This is a genomic window from Arthrobacter sp. GQ119, from assembly GCF_059759125.1.
Map to the genome: position 1 here is coordinate 109,330 of NZ_JCAXEA010000003.1, position 18,132 is coordinate 127,461.

Sequence of the window (18,132 nt, forward strand, 5' to 3'; positions counted from 1 at the left end):
TTGACAGCAGGGTCGGAGGCCCATAGCTCGTTGGCAAAATCGCTCAGTTTCCCAGGAGAACAGGCGGTTGGCTGGACTGAAATATCGACATTTGGAAACCGGGCCAGTAGGTCCCGTAGCTTCGCGCTTACTTGGCCGTGCCAATGAACGATAATCCGGTGCCCCTCGATCATTTCGACTGAGGCGAGCTGAGCATCTCCTGCCAGCTCCCCGCTCAGCGTGCTGGCCGCATGAGAGATCGTTCCGTCGGCAGGCGCAGCTTCAGGACTGACCAGTGAGTCAGTAGGCGGTTGCGTCGGCCTCGGCTCCTGCGTGGGCGGCTGGGCAGCTTCGCCGCCCGGACCCGCCTGCCCCATCCCGGCGCAAGACGTAGCGAAAAGAGAAAGACCGAGCAGGGCAACCGCTAGGCGCCTGATCAACCTTGAACCTCCACTTGGCGCAGCCACACCTCATGCTATTGATCGATCCCGAATAGGGCTACCCCGCCGCGGCTGCTGCCATCCTGGGAACCCTCTACGGTGCGTGCTTCAAGAATGCAAGGACGTGGGCACTGGGGAGCTGACAACCACGTTCCCAAACATCATCGCGGACTTTAGCCTCAGCTCATGAGTGAGGCTAAAGAGCCTAAGCGGTTGCAGCCCAGGATGACCCGCGGCGGCTTTCGCTTCATGTTCGTCGGGTGGACGGCCATGGCCCTGCTGTAGCTGGTAGCGCTGGTCGTCTCTTGGGTGGCAGGGAAGCCTTGGGACTTAGGCAGCTATCTGTGGCTCGCCACGCTTCTTGTCGCTTTGGGTGGGCTTGTATTTCTGCTCTATGTCCGCCGCAATGACAGGCCCTTCTGGGACGAGGAAGAAGCCCGCAGAGCTGAGTGGGACCGTCGGGGGCGGGCATTTAACTGCAGGCGAATCCTCTGCGACCAACTGTGCAGCTCCTCCTCCGATGCTTGTAGCCGGGGATTTAGGTGCCCAAAGGCGAACCCTCTACGGTTCTTGCCTGACGAGCTGGAGGACGTGGACATAGTTTTGTTCGAGTGTGGGATTCGGTGCCGCTAGGCGCCGCAGTGCAATTCGGACGACGTCGACGGCGACTTTTCTGGTGACGCGCACTACGGGGTATCTCTCCTCGACAACCTCCCAGTGCGCGCCGGGAACAGTGTGCGTGAGGAGATCTCCGTAGAACATCCCGACAGGGCGGGCAAGCTCGGCCGGCAAACCATCATTGATGGCTTGATCAAGAGTGGCGAGGCTTTCTGCTTTACGTGGCAGTGTTTGACCTCGCTCTTGGAAATAGCTGAGGAGCTCATCGTATCCACCGACGTTAGTCGGCGGGGGTACCACGGCATCCGAGGTGACTGGCTTATATTCTGCGTACCTTCTCGGCATTCCCGCTGGCAGTTTCTGCAGAGGTTCGTCGGGATCTTCCGGGATGCTCATGTGGTCATCCTAAGCACACCCATTTAGCGTTTGTTGGATTGCCGGGAGCCGAACCCTCTGCGGTGCGTGCGTCAAGAATTCAAGGACGTGGGCAATGGGGAGGCTGACAACCAGGTTCCCAAGCATCGTCACGGACTGTAGCCTCAGCTCATGAACGAGGCTAAGGGGCCCAGGAGGTTGCAGCCCAGGATGACCCGCGGCGGCTTTCGCTTCCTATTCGTCGCTTGGACGGCCATGGCCCTGTTTCAGCTGGTAGTGCTGATCCTCTCTTGGGTGGCAGGGAAGCCGTGGGAAATGGCCAGCTATCTTTGGCTCGCCACCCTTCTTGTCGCTTTGGGCGGGCTTGTATTTCTGCTCTATGTACGCCGTAATGACAGGCCCTTCTGGGACGAAGAAGAAGCCCGCAGAGCTGAGTGGGACCGGCGGGGGCGGGCACTTTAGCGGCCGGCGCATCCGCTGCGACCAACCGTCCATCCCATGCTCCGATGCTCATGGCCGGGGATTCAGACGCCCAAAGACGAACCATAAGCGGGACGACGGGAACGCCGTGATGGCGAGTAGCGAGGGGAAGTAGGCCGCTGGAAGTTCCCAGAGCGGCCAATCACTGACACACTCGGTCAATGCTCACTCAGGACGTGCTAGATGCTGCATTAGAACGAGCCGACGCCCTAAAACGACGTGACGGTGAATCTTTAGGTCGCTTACGGCATCCGAAGTTCTGCTGGATCTCACACAAAGGAGACCAGTTCGATCGCGATGCTTACCTTAGATCCAACCTAGAGGGCCAGAACACCTGGCATGGTCAAACTCTCGAACAGCCCAGTATCACGATGTTTGGTACCACCGCCGTTCTTACCTGCATCGTTACAGACGATGTATCAACGACGGCCGGCAGGAGCCGCTACCGAATGCCCATGACTCAAGTCTGGATCCATGAAAGTGGCAGATGGCTACTCGCTGCCGGCCATGCAGGTCCGCGCCTCTAGCTTCCCAGGGCGTGCGGGTCGGGGCGTGCGGGTCGGGGCGTGCGGGTCGGGGCGTGCGGGTCGGGTTGTGCGGTTACGTTTGGGGGAAGGCTCTGCGGACGTGCTTTCACTGGTTCCGTTCGTCATCCTCGTCGGGGAGACGAGACTTAGCCGCGGCCCAAGTCAGTGCATGAGGCATACGGGGCATCTCGCCGCTTGGTCATCTGCGAAAGGTTTTTTAGTAGCCGTCCCACAAGTCCTTTGCGGAGTTAACGCAATTGTGTAGGTCGAGCTGTCGACTGTCGCGTATGGACCGAAGGCATCTCAAGCAGTACCTTGCCTCACATGGGAGAGAGCGGATACGAGTGAAGGCGCCTAGGTTTACCTTGCGGAGCCAGCTAAGGTACGCACCAGTGATGGCATTGTTGCTTTACCGGCCGCCGACCTAGGGAATTTACGAGGATCACGATGAACGCCTCCACAGCGCCCATAATTTTCGGGTCGATCTTACTCGTCATGGGCGCGCTAAGTTACTGGGGCCGCTTCAAGTTGGCAAGGCTCAGAGCCAAGGCCTCTGCAGCCGCCAATCCGGGCGGCAGCTACGATGTAGCCTACCGACGGTGGGTCCGCTACGGTTCGATATCTGGCATCATATATCTCTCGGTGGGCGGCGTTTTCTTTCTCTCGGGCGTTATCGGCCTCCTTATGTCGACGGGTTGATCGTCAATGACTTGGTATGTATCGGTCCTCATAGTTTCAGGTTTAGTCATCTGTTTCTGCACGAATATTTTCGGACGCCTGGCTCTAGGAACTTCGGCGGCCCTGAACGCTAGTGAAAAGATCCAAAAGCGGGTCGCGAATCTGTTCAGGGTAGGAATTCTACTCTTTGGGCTATTTTGCATCTTCGTTGGCATTTACGCGTTATTCTCAGGAATCCAGCTGATATAGGCCTAAAGAGGATGCAACGGTCGCGTTTGCAGCACGACGGATACGGAGTTAGGAGTTCATCGGGAAGCGGATCTGCCGATGTCATGGCGCTGGACCTGATGTTCCTCTGGGGAGTGAGAGAACGTCCTGGCGCACGCAATAGAGAGCATGTCTCTACAGCCTGCCCCGTCTCACGAGAGCGTCGTCCGCGTGATCCGCTGAAAAACGTCCGTAAGAGGCCCGTCCGCATAACGTCCCGTAAGCCGGTCCCATACCGGGCAAACCCCGCAGCCAACTGAGCGATTACAACATCGTCCCGAGAAGTGTCCCGCAAGACCAGTCCGGCGGCCCGTCCGGGGACGGGGTGTGATATGAGACACTGCTATTCATGCCTGAACTATTGGTTGGCTACGCCAGGGTTTCGACAGACGAGCAGGACCTCACAGCGCAACGGGACGCTCTTCTAGCCCTTGGCATCGATGCATCACGGATCTACGTCGACCACGGCCTTACCGGCAGCAACACGAACCGTCCAGGCCTCCGTGAAGCGCTGGCAGCGTGCCGCGAAGGCGACACGCTCATCGTCACCAAGCTGGACCGGCTCGCCCGCTCCGTCCGGGATGCTCATCAGATCGCTGATGACTTAGCCGCACGCGGGGTAAAACTCAGCATCGGCGGTTCTGTTCATGATCCCACCGACCCAATCGGCAAACTGCTGTTTAATGTCCTGGCCATGGTCGCTGAGTTTGAAGGTGACCTCATCCGTGCACGGACCCGCGAGGGGATGAGGGTGGCCAAGGCCAAGGGCCGGCTGCGCGGGAAGAAGCCAAAACTCTCGCCCAGGCAGGAAGCACACCTGGTTCAACTGCACGCCAATGGCGAACACACCATGTCTGAGATTGCCGAATTGTTCTCCGTGGGCCGCTCCACCGTCTACCGCGCGCTAGAGCGGTCCCGCCAGAAGCAGGAGTCGCGGCTGGCGCCTGACCATAACCGTCAGGGCAAGACCACCTCGTAGGGCCGCACCTCCTGAGGGCCATTCTCAGCGACGGTCACAAGCAAGCGCACGGCAGGGAGAAGGGCGTGGGAATAACCTTCCGTGCTCAACGTTACATGGACTGATAGATGCATATGCATCTAAATCGGGTACAGTTGAAGCAAGCCCGGAACAGTTCGGATAACGGAAGGCACATCATGCAGATCGGCGTATTCAGCGTCAGCGACATCACCACGGACCCCACGACGGGCCGGACGCCCACCGAGAACGAGCGCATCAAGGCTGCGGTGGCCATCGCCAAGAAGGTCGAGGAAATCGGCATGGACGTCTACGCCCTGGGCGAGCACCACAACCGGCCCTTCTTCTCCTCCTCCCCCACCACCACGCTTGCCTACATTGCCGCCCAGACCGAGCGCATCATCCTTTCCACGGCCACCACGCTGATCACCACGAACGATCCCGTGAAGATTGCCGAGGACTTCGCCATGCTGCAGCACCTCGCCGACGGCAGGGTGGACCTGGTCCTCGGCCGGGGCAACACGGCTCCCGTCTACCCCTGGTTCGGCAAGAACATCCAGGACGGGGTCGAACTGGCGATCGAAAACTACAGCCTGCTGCGCCGGCTCTGGGATGAGGACACCGTGAACTGGTCCGGCAAGTTCCGCACGCCGCTGCAGAACTTCACCTCCACGCCCCGGCCGCTCGACGGCGTGGCCCCCTTTGTGTGGCACGGCTCGATCCGCACGCCGCAGATCGCCGAGGTGGCGGCCTACTTCGGCGACGGGTTCTTCGCGAACAACATCTTCTGGCCCAAGGAGCACTACCAGCAGCTCATCGGGCTCTACCGCGAGCGCTATGAGCACTACGGCCACGGCAAGGCAGACCAGGCGATTGTCGGCCTCGGAGGGCAGTTCTTCATGCGGAAGAACTCCCAGGACGCGGTCAAGGAGTTCCGGCCCTACTTCGACAACGCCCCGGTCTACGGCCACGGCCCGTCCCTCGAGGATTTCACGTCGCAGACTCCGCTGACCGTGGGCAGCCCGCAGGAGGTCATCGAGAAGACCCTCACCTTCCGCGAGTACTTCGGCGACTACCAGCGCCAGCTGTTCCTCATCGACCATGCCGGCCTGCCGCTCAAGACCGTTCTGGAGCAGCTTGACCTGTTCGGCGAAGAGGTGCTGCCGGTGCTGCGCAAGGAGTACGCGGCCCTGAAGCCGGCCCATGTCCCGGATCCGCCCACCCATGCCGGGCGTGTCGCCGCACGGATGGCCGACCAGGACGCGGGCACGGAAGCCGTTGCCGCTTCTTCCGCCTCGGCGCCAGCCCGGGAGGCGTGATGCCCGCCCGGACGACGGCGGCGGCGTCACCGGTGCGTCTTGCGGCCGAAACCTGGGAATCCCTGTTCCGCGCGCAGGTCGCCGTGATGCGGCGCCTGCAGTCGGGGCCGGCATTCAAGGCTCTGGCCTTGAATGAGTACGACGTCCTGTTCACGCTGTCCCGGTGCCCCTCCGGCTGGCTGCGCCTGAACGAGCTCAACGACAACGTGCTGCTGAGCCAGTCCAGCCTCAGCAGGCTGGTTGAGCGGCTTGAAAAGCGGGGCCTGGTGGCGCGGATGCCGGCCCCGGATGATGGACGGGGCATCCTGGTGAAATTGACGGACGAAGGGGCGGAACTGCAGAAACAGATTGGCCGCGAACACGTCCGGGATATCGCGGAGCTGATCTCACCGGCGCTGACGGCTGCCGAACAGAGGGAGCTGCTAAGGCTGACGGCGAAACTGCGCAACTCCCTGCCACGCTAGCCTGGGCGGCGGCGAGTTCTGCGGCAGCCCGGGGTGAGGACGCAGAACTCGTTGCCTTCCGAGTCGGCCAGGCACACCCATGGCACATCGCCCTGGCCGACGTCGGCGTCAGTGGCGCCCAGATCCCGCAGCCGGGCCACCTCTGCCGCCTGATCGTCACCGGGGTATGGCTGACGACATCGATGCAGACGGCGGCGGGATCGGGCCAGACGATGCCTACGGGTTCGATGTTGGTCACGCCGGGTCCCTCGCTGGAAACGCCCCAGCCGAGCGCCTCTGCCCAAAACCGGCCGAGCGCTGAGTCATCCCGAGCCTTGAAATTCACCTGAACAAGTCGCAGCCCCATACCGCCCGACCCTATACCAGGCCCTGCCCGATATGGGAGATACCAGGCCCTACCCGATGTGGGAGGCTGCCTAGCGGAGGACGGCGAGTTTGTCCGGGTCCTCGGCCGGCAGCTCGCCGTTGACCACCGCGATGATCTTCATTTCCCGCATTGACAGGCTTCCGCCTACGGTGGACAGGAAGGCCGTGTCAGAGGAGTCGCGCCCGGATGTGATCCTCAGCATCGTCTCCCTGGGGGCGAGCCCCGTGGGATCTATGACATGCCACGCGCCGTTGATGTGTGCCTCGGCCACGGCATGGAAGTCCATCGGCGACAGGCCGGGTGCGTACACCGCGGCCAGGCGCGCCGGCACGTTCTTGGCCCGCAGCAGGGAGATGGCCAGGTGGGCATAGTCCCTGCAGACCCCGCGGCGGTTCAGGAGTGTTTCCACTGCGCCGTCGGTTCCGCGGGACGAACCGCTGACGTAGCGGAGCTCGTTGCAGACCCAGTTGCGCACCGCACGGAGGAGTTCCTGCCCGTGCAGGCCGCCGAATTCCGCATAGGACGTGGGGAGCAGCCGGTCCGATTCCGCGTACCTGCTCGGCCGGACGTAGCGGATAAGCTCCATCAGGGATGCTTCTTCCGGTTCGGCGAAGCCCTTAACGGTGGCTGTATAGTCCACGGTGACTTCCGTGGGATCGGCGAACTCCATGTAGTGGAACCTGCCGCCGTGGTGGTCGGAAAGCTCAGTCACGGGAACCTGCTGGTCTCCGCCCGAGTCAGAAGTCGACACTGAAAGGGTTTCGGCGAGGGAGGTATAGCCCGGATTCCTGGCCACGGATATAGCCAGGGCTGCCTTGGTATCGGCCACGGTCTGAAAGACCAGGCGTGCAGCCACAGTGCGTTCCATTAATCTCCGGAGTGTGAGGAAAGTGGAAGCCAGTCGCAGCTGCGGACCGTTGGGTATGCCGGCGGCAGCGGACTAGTTCTTGATCTCCAGAGACATTAGCATCCGTTGGACGTTGGCAAATTCGGAACCTTCGTTCACGTAGTCCGCGGCCTGGTCCAGAGTGTCGAAGGCTTTCGCGGGCGCCACCTTCTCGTCCGGCGCGAAGGACTTCAGGGACCGCACGTCGCTGAAGGAGTAATTCCCCTGGCCTTCCAGCCCGCGGACCACGTTCTGCAGCTGGCACGCCTTGGAGTCGGCTCCGCCCACCACATTCGTGATTCCGTAGGAGCCGAAGAACCGGTACCCCTGGATCACCCGGAACACCACATGTGGGGAAATCGTGCCTTCACCGCCGCTGTGCGGCAGTTCCACCGGCACACTGCTGACCACCACATAGGACTTCCTGGCGGTGGCGGTGCACGCTGGCGGCGCGGATTCCGGCAGCCCGGTCTGGAGGGTGGCGAGGTAGGTACCCTCGGCGTCCTTGACCTCGATTTTGACGGCGCCGGGCAGTGTGCCCTTGTCCGGCTCCACAGCCTGGGCTATCCATTCCTTCGGCAGTTCGAAACTGACTTTCTTGGCGGGATCGGCGAAGACTTTCCAGGCCGACGCCGTCGTGCCGGGTTGGGCGGACGGGGCGCCTGACGCGGTGGCAGTCGGGGAGGCTGTTGCCGGCGTTGCGCCGGCGGATGCGCTGCCGCCGCTTGGTTCCACGGTCCAGGCCGGGGAACCCTTGCTGTCATTGCCACAGCCGGCCACGAGCGTCGCAGCGAGCAGCGCGACGGCGGCCGCACCGGTCCTGCGGGAAGCTGTCATCCCAGTCATGCCTCCAGCCTAGTGCGCGGCACCGCCCGGTCTGGGTCTTCGGCCTCCGTGTTTCGCGGACGGAGCTGCGCCTGCCGGGAGCTGTGCCTGCCGGAATCGACGCGCAGCCGGATCGGAAAGGAGGCTAGGCTGTGGATATGGCGGAACACGAGCTTGACGCAGCGGAGAAGACCTTGGCGGGCATGTCCGCCGTCGACGTTGCTGACTGGCGGCTGCGTACGTTTGCCCTGTATGACAATGTCCGCAGAATTGCCGCGGACAGCCCCGCGGAAGCGCATACGTACTGGCGGCAGGAGCGGGACCGCATGTTCGCCACGCACCCGGCGTCGGCCCTCACGGCGGAGGCTAAGGCGAGTTTCGGCGGCCTCAGGACAGCCGACTACGATCCGATCTACCGCTTCCACGTGCCCCTGACCAAGGAGGGCGCCGGCCGCGAGATCAGTGTGGAAACCGGCACCGACGGCCTCGTCAGGTTCCTGCGGCTGGGAACGTTCGACCTGCCAGAGATGGGTCAGCTGGCTGTCTGGAAGCTCATTGGCTACGGCGGAGGAATCTTCGTGCCGTTCCGCGACGCCACCGCAGGCCAGCCGGGCGGCAGCTATGGCGCCGGCAGGTACCTGCTGGACACCATCAAGGGAGCGTTTCACGGCGTCCGCGGCTCGGGCCCGGATGCGGCGTTCGTGCTGGACTTCAACTTCGCCTACAACCCTTCGTGCGCCTACAACGAGGCCTGGGCGTGCCCGCTGGCCGGTCCCGAGAACCGCCTCGCGGTCGACATCCCGGTGGGCGAACTGTACTGACGCGGCGCAATGTCAGGGCATGGCGTTCACTGCCGACACCTGCCCGTGCCTAGGATGGCTGAATGACTCCTGCTCCCCCGCGCCGGATAGCCCGTGTCCGCCCCCTTTCCTCCGCGACTGACGGGAGGACACCCCCGGGTGGTGAACGTGGTGAACAGTTCTATGTCACCAACGCGGCCCCTGGCTTCGAGACCGACGCCGGGCGGCAGTGGACGGTCATCGACAGCCCCTTCCCCGGCTCGCCGGCCAACGCCGGCAGTGCGCCGCGGACCGGCTGGGAGCCCGGCGCCACGGTGCCGCAGGACGCCTTCCGGTTCCTTGCCCCCAGCGTCCCCGGCAATGTCCTGGGCATGGCCCACAACACGGGCCGGGCAGGCCGTGACCTCCCGCCCCAGGCCTTCCACAAGGCGGCCACCAGTGTCGTCGGCCCGGGTGAGGCGATTGAACTGCCCCACGGAGCCGGCCTGGTGGAGCCGGAAGCGGAACTGACCGTCGTCGTCGGCCGCAAGGCCAAAGCCCTGACCCTCGGCACTGCACGAAGCGCCATCCTGGGCTTCACGATCGGCAATGACGTCACCGCCCGGGACCTGCAGAAGTCCGACGATCTCTGGCTCAGTGCCAAGAGCCAGGACACCTTCACGCCGGCCGGCCCCTGGATCGTCACGGGGCTGGATGCCGCCGACCTTCCCGTCAGCATCGTCCACAACGGCACCGAACTCTCGCCCGCAAGCACTGCTGACCTTGGCTGGAAAGTGGACGAAATCCTGGTCTACCTCAGCTCCTTCATGACGCTGCACCCCGGCGACCTGGTCCTCACCGGCTTCCCGGCCACTTCGGCGAGGCTCGCGGCCGGAGACACCGTCACGTGCCGGGTCGGCGGCATCGGCGAACTCACCAACCCGGTCAGGTTGGCCGCACCGCTGGATTAGCCCGCTTCGGCCGCCAGCGCAGCTACCTGCTGGCGGAGCCGAGCGTGCGGACGCTTCCGACGGCGGCCCGCACGGCCACCGCCGCTGCGTCCAGGTCCGCTTCGGTCACCGAGGAATCGAAGCTGAACCTGACGGCGGTCTGGGCGATTTCAGCTTCTATCCCCAGCGCGAGGAGCACCGGGGACGGCGCGTCGGATCCTGCGGCGCACGCCGAACCGCTGGAGCACACCACGCCCTGCCGCTCCAGCTCCAGCAGCACCGATTCACCGCTGGTGCCCGGGAAGCAGAAGGACGCGACGGACGGCAGCCGGTCCACGGGATGACCGGTCAGCACCGCTCCCGGGACTCCCTCGAGCACCGCGGTGATGAACCCGTCCCGGAGGCCGGTCACCCGTTCCGCAAGCCGCGCCTGACCGTTGTGGGCCAGGGCCAGCGCGGTGGCCAGGCCGACGGCCCCCGCCACGTTCTCCGTGCCGGACCGGCGGCCGCGTTCCTGGCCGCCGCCGTGCACGAGCGGCTCCACGCGGGTGCGGCCCCGCACGAACAGCACACCGCAGCCCTTCGGCGCCCCGATTTTGTGGCCCGAGATGCTGAGGGCATCGACCCCCAGGGCCTTCACGTCCACGGGCAGCCAGCCGGCGGCCTGTACGGCATCGGTGTGGAACGGCACGCCGTGCTGCCGTGCCAGTGCCGCCAGTTCGGCCACGGGCTGGACTGTTCCCACCTCGTTGTTGGCGAACATGATGCTGACCAGCGCCGTTTCGGGCACCAGCACGGCGGCCAGGGCGTCGGCGGTCACGCGCCCGGCGCCGTCCACCGGCACCACGTCCACGCTGAAGCCGTGAAAGCGTTCCAGGTAGCGGGCCGATTCCTCCACGGCGGGATGCTCGATGGCGCTGATCACCACTCGGTTCAGTGCCGGGTCCGCGGCCTGCCGTGCCAGTGCCATGCCCTTCACGGCGAGGTTGTCGGCTTCCGTTCCGCCGGACGTGAACGTCACTTCGCCCGGGCGGCAGCCGAGCACGTCCGCCACCGTCTTGCGGGCATCGGCGAGCGCCGTTGCGGCTGCCCCGCCCAGCGAGTGATGGCTGGACGGGTTGCCGAACTCTCCGGTGAGCAAGGGCCACATGGCTTCCAGCACTTCCCGCCGGACGGGGGTGGTGGCGGCTGCGTCAAGAAAGATCATGGCCTGCTCAGCTGACCGTCAGCTCGACGTCCAGGCCGAGGTCCAGGGACGTGACCGTGTGGGTCAGGGCGCCGATGGAGATGACATCCACGCCCGCCGCCGCAATGTCGGCGACCGTTCCCAGATTGACGTTGCCGCTGGCCTCCACCACGGCCCGGCCTCCCACCTGCCGCACACCGGCCCGCAGCTCCTCAAGGGAGAAGTTGTCCAGCATGATGGTGTCCACGCCGGCGGCCAGCACGGGCTCGATCTGATCTGCGCTGTCCACCTCCACCTCGAAATGCGTGGTGTGCCCGAGCTGCGCCTTGGCGGCCGCCAAGAGGGTGGTGAGCCGTTCCGGATCGCCCCCGGTCATCACGGCGAGGTGGTTGTCCTTGGCGAGCACGGCGTCGGACAGGCTGTAGCGGTGGTTTGCCCCGCCGCCGCAGCGCACCGCATAACGCTCCAGGACGCGCAGGCCCGGCGTGGTCTTGCGGGTATCCGTGATGCGGGCGTTGGTCCCGTCCACGAGCCGGACGAACTCGGCGGTGCGGGTGGCGATGGCGCTCATGCGCTGGGCCAGGTTCAGTCCGACGCGTTCCGCAAGCAGCACGCTGCGTGCCCGGCCGCTAACCCGCGCAAGGCGGGTTCCGGCGTCGAACGCTTCACCGTCAGCCACCAGCAGTTCCACCTCAGTGTCCGGATCGACGAGCAGCATGGCGTCCCGGAAGACGGTGCCGCCGCTGAAGACGCCGGGAACGCGGGCGTTCAGCACGGCCGTGGCCCGTGCCTCGGCCGGGATCAGCAGCTGCGAGGTGATGTCCCCGCTGGGCGCGTCCTCGGCGAACGCCCGTTCCAGGATGTCCCGGACGGGTGCTGCAGGGAGGGTCAGGCTAGTCATGGACGAGGCTCGCTTTCCGGCTCATGGTGTAACGCGTATCAGTGTCTGCAGCGGCCGCCGCGGCCGGGACCGCAGGCGTGCCGTCCGCGCGGTAGTGCGCCCCGAGCGACGTCCTTCTCTCCCGGGCGGCGTGGACCAGGAGCTGGGCGGACAGCAGCAGGTTCGCGTCCTCATGCTCCCGCGGATCGTCCACGGTGGGCAGGCGTTCGGGACGGACGACGGCGGCCCAAGCCGCAAGCGCGGCCCCCGCCGCCCGCAGTTGCGCACCGGTTCGGAGCACACCCGCCTGGGCAGTCATCAGCCGCCGCAAGGCCTGGCGGGAGAACTCCCCCGGTTTGGCAAAGGACGTCTCAATCGGCCCCGGAGCAGGAGTGCTCTCGAACTCCCACGCCGACTCCCACTCAAGGGAGGCGCTGGCAGTACGTCGCAGGTCCGATTCGGCGGAATGCACGTCACCAGCCAGGAACGCCTCGACGGCGCGCCGGCCGAAGACCAGCCCTTCCAGCAAGGAGTTGCTGGCCAGCCGGTTCGCGCCCTGGACTCCGGTGCGGGCGACTTCCCCGGCGGCGAAGAGCCCGGGCACTGTGGTGCGGCCGTGCAGGTCGGTGGTCACACCGCCCATCCAGTAGTGGGCCGCGGGCGCGACGGGGACGAGTTCGCGGGTCCAGTCGACACCGGCCTCACGCGTGCGCCACGTGATGGTGGGGAACCGGCGCTCGAGATATCCGGGCCCCTTCGCTGCCTCGATCACGCGGGCGTCGAGGTACACGTGGCCGTTGGGATCGCCCAGTGCCGCGAGGTGGAGGGCGATACAGCGGGAAACGACGTCCCGCGGGGCGAGCTCGGCGTCCGCATGGTAGTCCGGCATGAAGCGGTGGCCGCGGGCGTCCACGAGGATGGCGCCCTCGCCGCGCACTGCTTCGGAGATCAGCAGCGGGTCCTGGTTGCCCTCGGATTCAGCGGCTTCGGCGCTGCGGACCATGCAGGTGGGGTGGAACTGGAAGAACTCGAGGTCCGTCACGGCAGCACCCGCCCGCCAGGCGAGCGCCAGGCCGTCAGCGGTGGCAACGGAGGGGTTGGTGGTCTGGGCGAAGAGCTGCCCGGCGCCTCCGGTGGCAAGCAGCACAGCGTCGGCCTCGATGCTTTTCAGCTGGCCGTCGTGCAGGTACTCCACACCCGTCACGCGCCGGCCGGTCCGAACCAGCGCCGTGGTGCGGGCATGGCCCAGCAGCCGGATTTTTCCGCTTGCCTGGGCGGCCAGCACGGCGCAGATCAGTGCGTTGGCAATTCCCGCCCCGGTCGCGTCGCCCCCGGCGTGCAGGATCCGCGGCGCAGAGTGGGCGGCCTCAAGACCCAAGGCGGGATCGCCGTCGTCGTCCAGGTCAAAGCGCACGCCGAAGCGTTCCAGCCCTGCAATATCCCGGCGTGCCTCGGTGCAAAGCACCCGCACGGCGTCCGGGTCGCAGTGGCCGGCGCCGGCCTTCAGCGTATCGGCGATGTGCGCCGCCACCGTGTCCCCGGGCGACGGTTCGTCCAGGACGGCTGAAATGCCGCCCTGGGCGTAGTACGTGTTGCTGTCCGCGAGCGCGGCCTTGGTGAGCAGCACGACGTCGGCCCCTGCTTCCGAGGCGAGCAGGGCCGCGTAAAGGCCGGCGATGCCGCTGCCAACGACAATCAGCCGGCGGCCGGACGCCAGGGGTCCGCTGGATGTGATCATCCGTGCCTCACTTCGGGGTTACTAGGGCTTGGCGGCCAGCATGCGCTCAAGAGCGGTCCTGGCGTTCTGCTGCACCGCGTCATCCACGGTGATGCGGTTGACCACGCGGCCTGCGACGAGTTCCTCCAGCACCCAGGCCAGGTAGCCGGGGTGGATCCGGTACATGGTGGAGCACGGGCAAATAACGGGGTCCAGGCAGAAGATGGTGTGCTGCGGGTACTGGGCCGCGAGGCGGTTCACCATGTTGATCTCGGTGCCGATCGCGAACACTGTCGGTTCCTCGGCGGCCGCGATGGCCTTCTGGATGAAGTCCGTGGACCCGGCGGAGTCGGCGGCATCCACCACCTCCATGGGGCACTCGGGGTGGACAATCACGTTGACGCCCGGGAAGTCGGCGCGGGCCTTCTCGATCTGCGCCACATTGAAGCGCTTGTGGACGGAGCAGAACCCGTGCCAGAGGATCACCCGGGAGTCCAGCAGCGCCTGTTCGTCGTTTCCGCCGAGCTCCTTGCGCGGGTTCCACATGGGCATCTGCTCCAGCGGCACGCCCAGCGCTTTGGCGGTGTTCCGGCCCAGGTGCTGGTCCGGGAAGAACAGGACGCGCTGGCCCCGCTCGAAGGCCCATTCCAGCACGGTCTTGGCGTTGGAGGACGTGCAGACGATGCCGCCATGCTTGCCGCAGAAGGCTTTGAGCGCGGCTGACGAATTCATATAGGTGACGGGGATGACCGGAACACGGCCCTCGGCGTCGGGCTCGGTGCCGAAAATTTCCTCCAGCTGTTCCCAGCAGTCCTCTACGGAGTCCTCATCGGCCATGTCCGCCATCGAGCAGCCGGCAGCGAGGTTGGGCAGGATGACCGCCTGCTCCGGCTTCGAGAGGGTGTCGGCGGTTTCCGCCATGAAGTGCACGCCGCAGAACACGATGGCCTCGGCGTCAGGCCGGGTGAGGGCCGCATTGGCCAGCTGGAAGGAGTCGCCGACGAAATCGGCGTACTGCACCACTTCGTCGCGCTGGTAGAAGTGCCCCAGGATGACGGCACGGTCGCCCAGGGCGTCCTTGGCCGCACGGATTCGGGCATCGAGCTCGGCGTCGCTTGCGAGCTTGTACTCCTCCGGGAGCTGGCCCTGCCGGGGCGTCGAGGGCGGTGCCACGTCGGCGCTGGAGGCTCCCGGACCGTACGCGGGGATGCCTGCCAGGGCTTCGGCCAGGTCATAGTCCCAGGGGCCTTTGGCCAGTGCCGGGCTGCAGGTGCTGCCGGCAGCCGCTGCGCCTTTCTCGGCCTGTTCACGCGTGATCAGCTGGATTGCTGTGTTGACGCTGCTCATGGGGTGCTCCTGTTATCTGGGTCAAGGCCGGGGCGGCCGGTAAATCGGTAGAGGCGTGGCGGGCGGTGTTTGCCGCCCTGGAGGTACTCACCGGTTTCTTCGATGTCCGGTGTGGCTTTGATGTGGCGGCGGAAGTTCGCCGGGTCCAGCCGGGTGTCCAGGACGGCCTCGTAGACCTCCCGGACCTGGGCGAGGGTGAAGTATTCGCCGAGGAAGTGGTACGCGATGGAGCCGTAGGTGAGCTTGTTCCGCAGCCGCCAGAGGCCATAGTCAACGATCGCGTTGTGGTCGAAGGCAAGGTCCCCCAGCCTGTCCGCCCGGAACCACCTGACATTCTCCGACTCTCCGGTGAGCGCGGCCTCGGTGGGCTGGACCAGCGCCCAGTAGACAATCGACACCACGCGCTGGGTGGGTGAGCGGTGCAGGCCGCCGAAGGCATACAGCTGTTCGAGGTAACTGGGCGTGAGGCCGGTGGTTTCACGCAGGTTCCGTGAGGCGGCGTCCTGCAGGGATTCCGAGTGGGTCAGGGGGCCGCCGGGGAGCGCCCAGAGGCCCTTGAACGGCTCCCGGATGCGGCGCACCAGCGGCAGCCACAGCGTCGGTCGGCCCGAGGCCTCGCTGGGACGGAGGGCGAAGATCACCGTGGAGATGGCCAGCGACGGCGGTGCAATCTGCCGCTCGGCCACGTTGGCTGAGGTGGTGTACACGGTTTTTCACCCGCTTCGCTGCGTCATCGGGCCGATCCTGCTGACCGCCCTCTAGTTAAAGTCATAATGACTAAAACTGATTCTACGGCTCACCGGACGTGGATCAAAATGTTGCAGCCGGGCATGCCTTGGCAAGAGGTGGGCGGCCGCCGCCGCTACCTGCGGTTGCTGGCCGCCTCGGCTTCCAGAAGGGGGAGCGTCCGGCCCTGGAAATGGGTGTTCAGCACGATCACCGAGGAGGAGCGAACGACCGTTTTCGTGGCGATCATGGCGTCGAGCACGCGCTGCAGATCCGGGTTGGAGCGGGCGGCGATGCGGGCCATCAGGTCCGAGCTGCCGGACACCGTATGGATCTCTATCAGTTCCGGAATCTCCGCGAGCGCCTCGACGACGGCGTCGTGCCCCAGGTCCTGGTTGATGGTCAGCGAGCAGAATGCCACGACCGGAAAGCCGAAATGGGAAGGGTCCGGAAGGGGCACCCACGATCCGATCACTCCGCTGTCCGCCATGCGGTCCAGCCGCGCCTGCACTGTGGCACGGGCGACCTTGAGCACCCGGGAGGCTTCGAGCACCGAGGCCCGCGGCACATCGGTAAAGAATCGGACAATTTTGGCGTCCAGTCCGTCGACCACCATCACTATTCCCCACCCCTCGGGATGCCGTCAGTGCAAAATGGCGCTGATCCGGCGCTGATCCTGCACAATCTGCACTCATGGTCTCACATGCGGATGCTATGGCGTCCGACACAAGGCGGTAAATTCGTAGCGTCCCAAAAGGACCCCCTTTTCCACCGACCCCAAGAAGGTACGCAGGCATGACAATGAAGTCCACGGCGGAGCGTCCGGCAGTAGAACTCGGCCACAGCATGAAGCCCAGGCAGCTGACCATGATGGGCCTGGGCAGCGCCATCGGCGCCGGGCTTTTCCTCGGTTCCGGCGCAGGCATCCAGGCCGCGGGGCCGGCGGTCCTGCTCTCCTATCTGGTCGCCGGAACGCTGATCATCCTGGTCATGTGGGCGCTTGGCGAAATGGCTGCCGCCAACCCCAACAGCGGAGCGTTCTCCGTCTATGCCGAGAAAGCCATGGGCAAGACTGCAGGCGCCACCGTGGGCTGGCTGTGGTGGCTGCAGCTCGTGGTGGTCATCGCCGCGGAAGCCCTCGGTGCGGCGGGGCTGCTGTTCTCTGTCTGGCCTGTGATTCCGGTCTGGGCACTGTCGCTCGTCTTTATGGTGGCGTTTACGGCCATCAATCTGGCCGGAGTGAAAAATTTCGGCGAGTTCGAGTTCTGGTTTGCCATCCTCAAGGTCGCGGCCATCGTGCTGTTCCTGGCCATCGGTGCCGCGCTGCTCCTGGGAATCCTGCCGGACGTCGCCTCCCCCGGCCTGGCCAACATCACGTCCGATTTCGCCCCGGCGGGACTCGGCGGCATTGCGACAGCCCTGTTCGTGGTGATCTTTGCCTTCGGCGGCACGGAAATCGTCAGCGTCGCCGCGGCGGAGACGGAAAATCCTGAGCGCAGCGTGGCCAAGGCCATCCGCACCGTGGTCTGGCGCATCCTGGTCTTCTACATCGGATCGGTCTTCGTCATAGCGGCAGTCCTCCCGTCCACCTCCGGGGCCCTCGCTTCGCCATTCGCCGGGGTCCTGGATGCGGCCCGCATTCCGGGCGCCGGTACAGCCATAACCCTGGTGGCCGTCGTGGCCCTTCTTTCCGCACTCAACGCCAACCTCTACGGCGCCTCCCGCATGGTGTATTCCCTGTCCCAGCGCCGCGAGGCACCCCGCTTCCTGTCGGGCCTCAGCAGCGCCAAGGTGCCGGTGGTTGCCGTGGGCGTCTCCGTAGCTTTCGGCTTCATTGCCACCGTCCTCGAACTGCTGTTCCCCGAACGGATCCTGCCTGCACTGTTCCAGCTTGTCGGCTCGACGTGCCTGGTGGTCTGGGGCACGGCCCTGGTCTCCCAGCTGATCCTGCGCCGGCGGGCCGACCGGGACGGCACTCCCCTGCCCCTGCGCATGAAGGGGTTTCCGGCCCTGACGGTGTTCGGACTCGTGCTCCTCGGGCTGGTCTTCGCCGTGGGCTTCAGCGCCGAGAGCAGCCGGATCCAGCTGGTCAGCACCATTCTGCTGATCGCCGGCATCGCCGCAGCCTGCCGCTTCGGTGCCCGGCTAACTGCGAAATCCGCAGCAAAGGCAGCAGCCGATGATCCGGAATCCGGCGTGGCCGACGAAGGATCACGCGCCGCCTCGACTGCCACCGTGCCCGAATAGGCGCCAGCACCCAAGAGAGGAACGCCGGCCCTGCTGCACAATTTGTGCAGCAGGGCCGGCGTTTTGCTGCGCAGTCCTGACAGTCTGATGGGCCGGCTG

General features: G+C 65.4%; 19 protein-coding genes. 9 read left to right on the forward strand and 10 right to left on the reverse strand.

Translation table 11 applies throughout. The features are described 5' to 3' along the window. Positions 1-980 precede the first annotated feature (980 nt). Positions 981-1,433 carry a DUF6278 family protein gene (locus AC6CH3_RS04040; RefSeq protein ID WP_498131222.1) on the reverse strand — a complete coding sequence of 151 codons (453 nt, stop codon included), beginning with the start codon at positions 1,431-1,433 and terminating at the stop codon, positions 981-983. A gap of 150 nt (positions 1,434-1,583) precedes the next feature. On the opposite strand from AC6CH3_RS04040, the gene AC6CH3_RS04045 reads away from it, so the two are divergent. The 6 genes from AC6CH3_RS04045 (at position 1,584) to AC6CH3_RS04070 (ending at position 6,123) form a co-directional block, all read left to right on the forward strand. Further along, positions 1,584-1,874, forward strand: a complete 291-nt coding sequence (locus AC6CH3_RS04045; protein WP_498131223.1) for a hypothetical protein — start codon at positions 1,584-1,586, stop codon at positions 1,872-1,874. Between the two features lie 179 nt (positions 1,875-2,053). Next, entirely contained in the window at positions 2,054-2,419 is a 366-nt protein-coding gene (locus AC6CH3_RS04050) for a nuclear transport factor 2 family protein (protein ID WP_498131224.1), read from the forward strand. A gap of 447 nt (positions 2,420-2,866) precedes the next feature. Beyond that, positions 2,867-3,118, forward strand: a complete 252-nt coding sequence (locus tag AC6CH3_RS04055) for a hypothetical protein (RefSeq protein WP_498131225.1) — start codon at positions 2,867-2,869, stop codon at positions 3,116-3,118. 595 nt (positions 3,119-3,713) lie between these two features. Beyond that, positions 3,714-4,343 (forward strand): recombinase family protein, encoded by a 630-nt coding sequence (locus AC6CH3_RS04060; RefSeq protein WP_498131226.1) that lies wholly within the window; start codon positions 3,714-3,716, stop codon positions 4,341-4,343. A 176-nt stretch (positions 4,344-4,519) separates the two neighbouring features. Next, positions 4,520-5,659 carry an LLM class flavin-dependent oxidoreductase gene (locus tag AC6CH3_RS04065; protein WP_498131227.1) on the forward strand — a complete coding sequence of 380 codons (1,140 nt, stop codon included), beginning with the start codon at positions 4,520-4,522 and terminating at the stop codon, positions 5,657-5,659. Then, the gene (locus AC6CH3_RS04070; RefSeq protein WP_498131228.1) at positions 5,659-6,123 is read left to right on the forward strand and encodes a MarR family winged helix-turn-helix transcriptional regulator; all 465 of its coding nucleotides are present in this window, start codon (positions 5,659-5,661) and stop codon (positions 6,121-6,123) included. Before AC6CH3_RS04065 ends, AC6CH3_RS04070 begins: the two co-directional genes overlap by 1 nt. Here AC6CH3_RS04070 and AC6CH3_RS04075 read toward each other — a convergent pair. The 3 genes from AC6CH3_RS04075 to AC6CH3_RS04085 all read right to left on the reverse strand — a co-directional run bounded on the left by AC6CH3_RS04075 (position 6,120) and on the right by AC6CH3_RS04085 (position 8,222). Next, a complete protein-coding gene (locus AC6CH3_RS04075) occupies positions 6,120-6,407 on the reverse strand; it encodes a VOC family protein (RefSeq protein ID WP_498131229.1) in 288 nt (95 codons plus the stop codon). The two genes, AC6CH3_RS04070 and AC6CH3_RS04075, sit on opposite strands and share 4 nt — an antisense overlap. Before the next feature lie 132 nt (positions 6,408-6,539). Then, a complete protein-coding gene (locus AC6CH3_RS04080; RefSeq protein ID WP_498131230.1) occupies positions 6,540-7,358 on the reverse strand; it encodes a transglutaminase-like domain-containing protein in 819 nt (272 codons plus the stop codon). Positions 7,359-7,430: 72 nt separating this feature from the next. Beyond that, the gene (locus AC6CH3_RS04085; protein WP_498131231.1) at positions 7,431-8,222 is read right to left on the reverse strand and encodes a hypothetical protein; all 792 of its coding nucleotides are present in this window, start codon (positions 8,220-8,222) and stop codon (positions 7,431-7,433) included. Positions 8,223-8,359: 137 nt separating this feature from the next. On the opposite strand from AC6CH3_RS04085, the gene AC6CH3_RS04090 reads away from it, so the two are divergent. Beyond that, positions 8,360-9,022 (forward strand): DUF1684 domain-containing protein, encoded by a 663-nt coding sequence (locus AC6CH3_RS04090; protein ID WP_498131232.1) that lies wholly within the window; start codon positions 8,360-8,362, stop codon positions 9,020-9,022. Between the two features lie 62 nt (positions 9,023-9,084). Then, the gene (locus AC6CH3_RS04095) at positions 9,085-9,951 is read left to right on the forward strand and encodes a fumarylacetoacetate hydrolase family protein (protein ID WP_498131233.1); all 867 of its coding nucleotides are present in this window, start codon (positions 9,085-9,087) and stop codon (positions 9,949-9,951) included. A 22-nt stretch (positions 9,952-9,973) separates the two neighbouring features. Here the strand turns inward: AC6CH3_RS04095 and AC6CH3_RS04100 are convergent, their stop codons facing one another. The 6 genes from AC6CH3_RS04100 to AC6CH3_RS04125 all read right to left on the reverse strand — a co-directional run bounded on the left by AC6CH3_RS04100 (position 9,974) and on the right by AC6CH3_RS04125 (position 16,402). Continuing rightward, on the reverse strand, positions 9,974-11,137 hold the full coding sequence (locus tag AC6CH3_RS04100; protein WP_498131234.1) for a cysteine desulfurase family protein: 1,164 nt from the start codon (positions 11,135-11,137) through the stop codon (positions 9,974-9,976). Positions 11,138-11,144: 7 nt separating this feature from the next. Beyond that, positions 11,145-12,017, reverse strand: coding sequence for a carboxylating nicotinate-nucleotide diphosphorylase (nadC, locus tag AC6CH3_RS04105; protein WP_498131235.1), 873 nt, complete (start codon positions 12,015-12,017; stop codon positions 11,145-11,147). Then, positions 12,010-13,734, reverse strand: a complete 1,725-nt coding sequence (gene nadB / locus AC6CH3_RS04110) for an L-aspartate oxidase (RefSeq protein ID WP_498131236.1) — start codon at positions 13,732-13,734, stop codon at positions 12,010-12,012. The genes nadC and nadB overlap by 8 nt, the downstream gene beginning before the upstream one ends. Positions 13,735-13,755: 21 nt before the next feature. After that, entirely contained in the window at positions 13,756-15,060 is a 1,305-nt protein-coding gene (gene nadA, locus AC6CH3_RS04115; protein ID WP_498131237.1) for a quinolinate synthase NadA, read from the reverse strand. Then, entirely contained in the window at positions 15,057-15,767 is a 711-nt protein-coding gene (locus AC6CH3_RS04120; protein ID WP_494036323.1) for an NrtR DNA-binding winged helix domain-containing protein, read from the reverse strand. Before AC6CH3_RS04120 ends, nadA begins: the two co-directional genes overlap by 4 nt. 155 nt (positions 15,768-15,922) lie before the next feature. Beyond that, positions 15,923-16,402 (reverse strand): Lrp/AsnC family transcriptional regulator, encoded by a 480-nt coding sequence (locus AC6CH3_RS04125; RefSeq protein ID WP_498131238.1) that lies wholly within the window; start codon positions 16,400-16,402, stop codon positions 15,923-15,925. 179 nt (positions 16,403-16,581) lie between these two features. On the opposite strand from AC6CH3_RS04125, the gene AC6CH3_RS04130 reads away from it, so the two are divergent. Next, positions 16,582-18,033 carry an amino acid permease gene (locus tag AC6CH3_RS04130; RefSeq protein ID WP_498131239.1) on the forward strand — a complete coding sequence of 484 codons (1,452 nt, stop codon included), beginning with the start codon at positions 16,582-16,584 and terminating at the stop codon, positions 18,031-18,033. Positions 18,034-18,132: the final 99 nt, after the last annotated feature.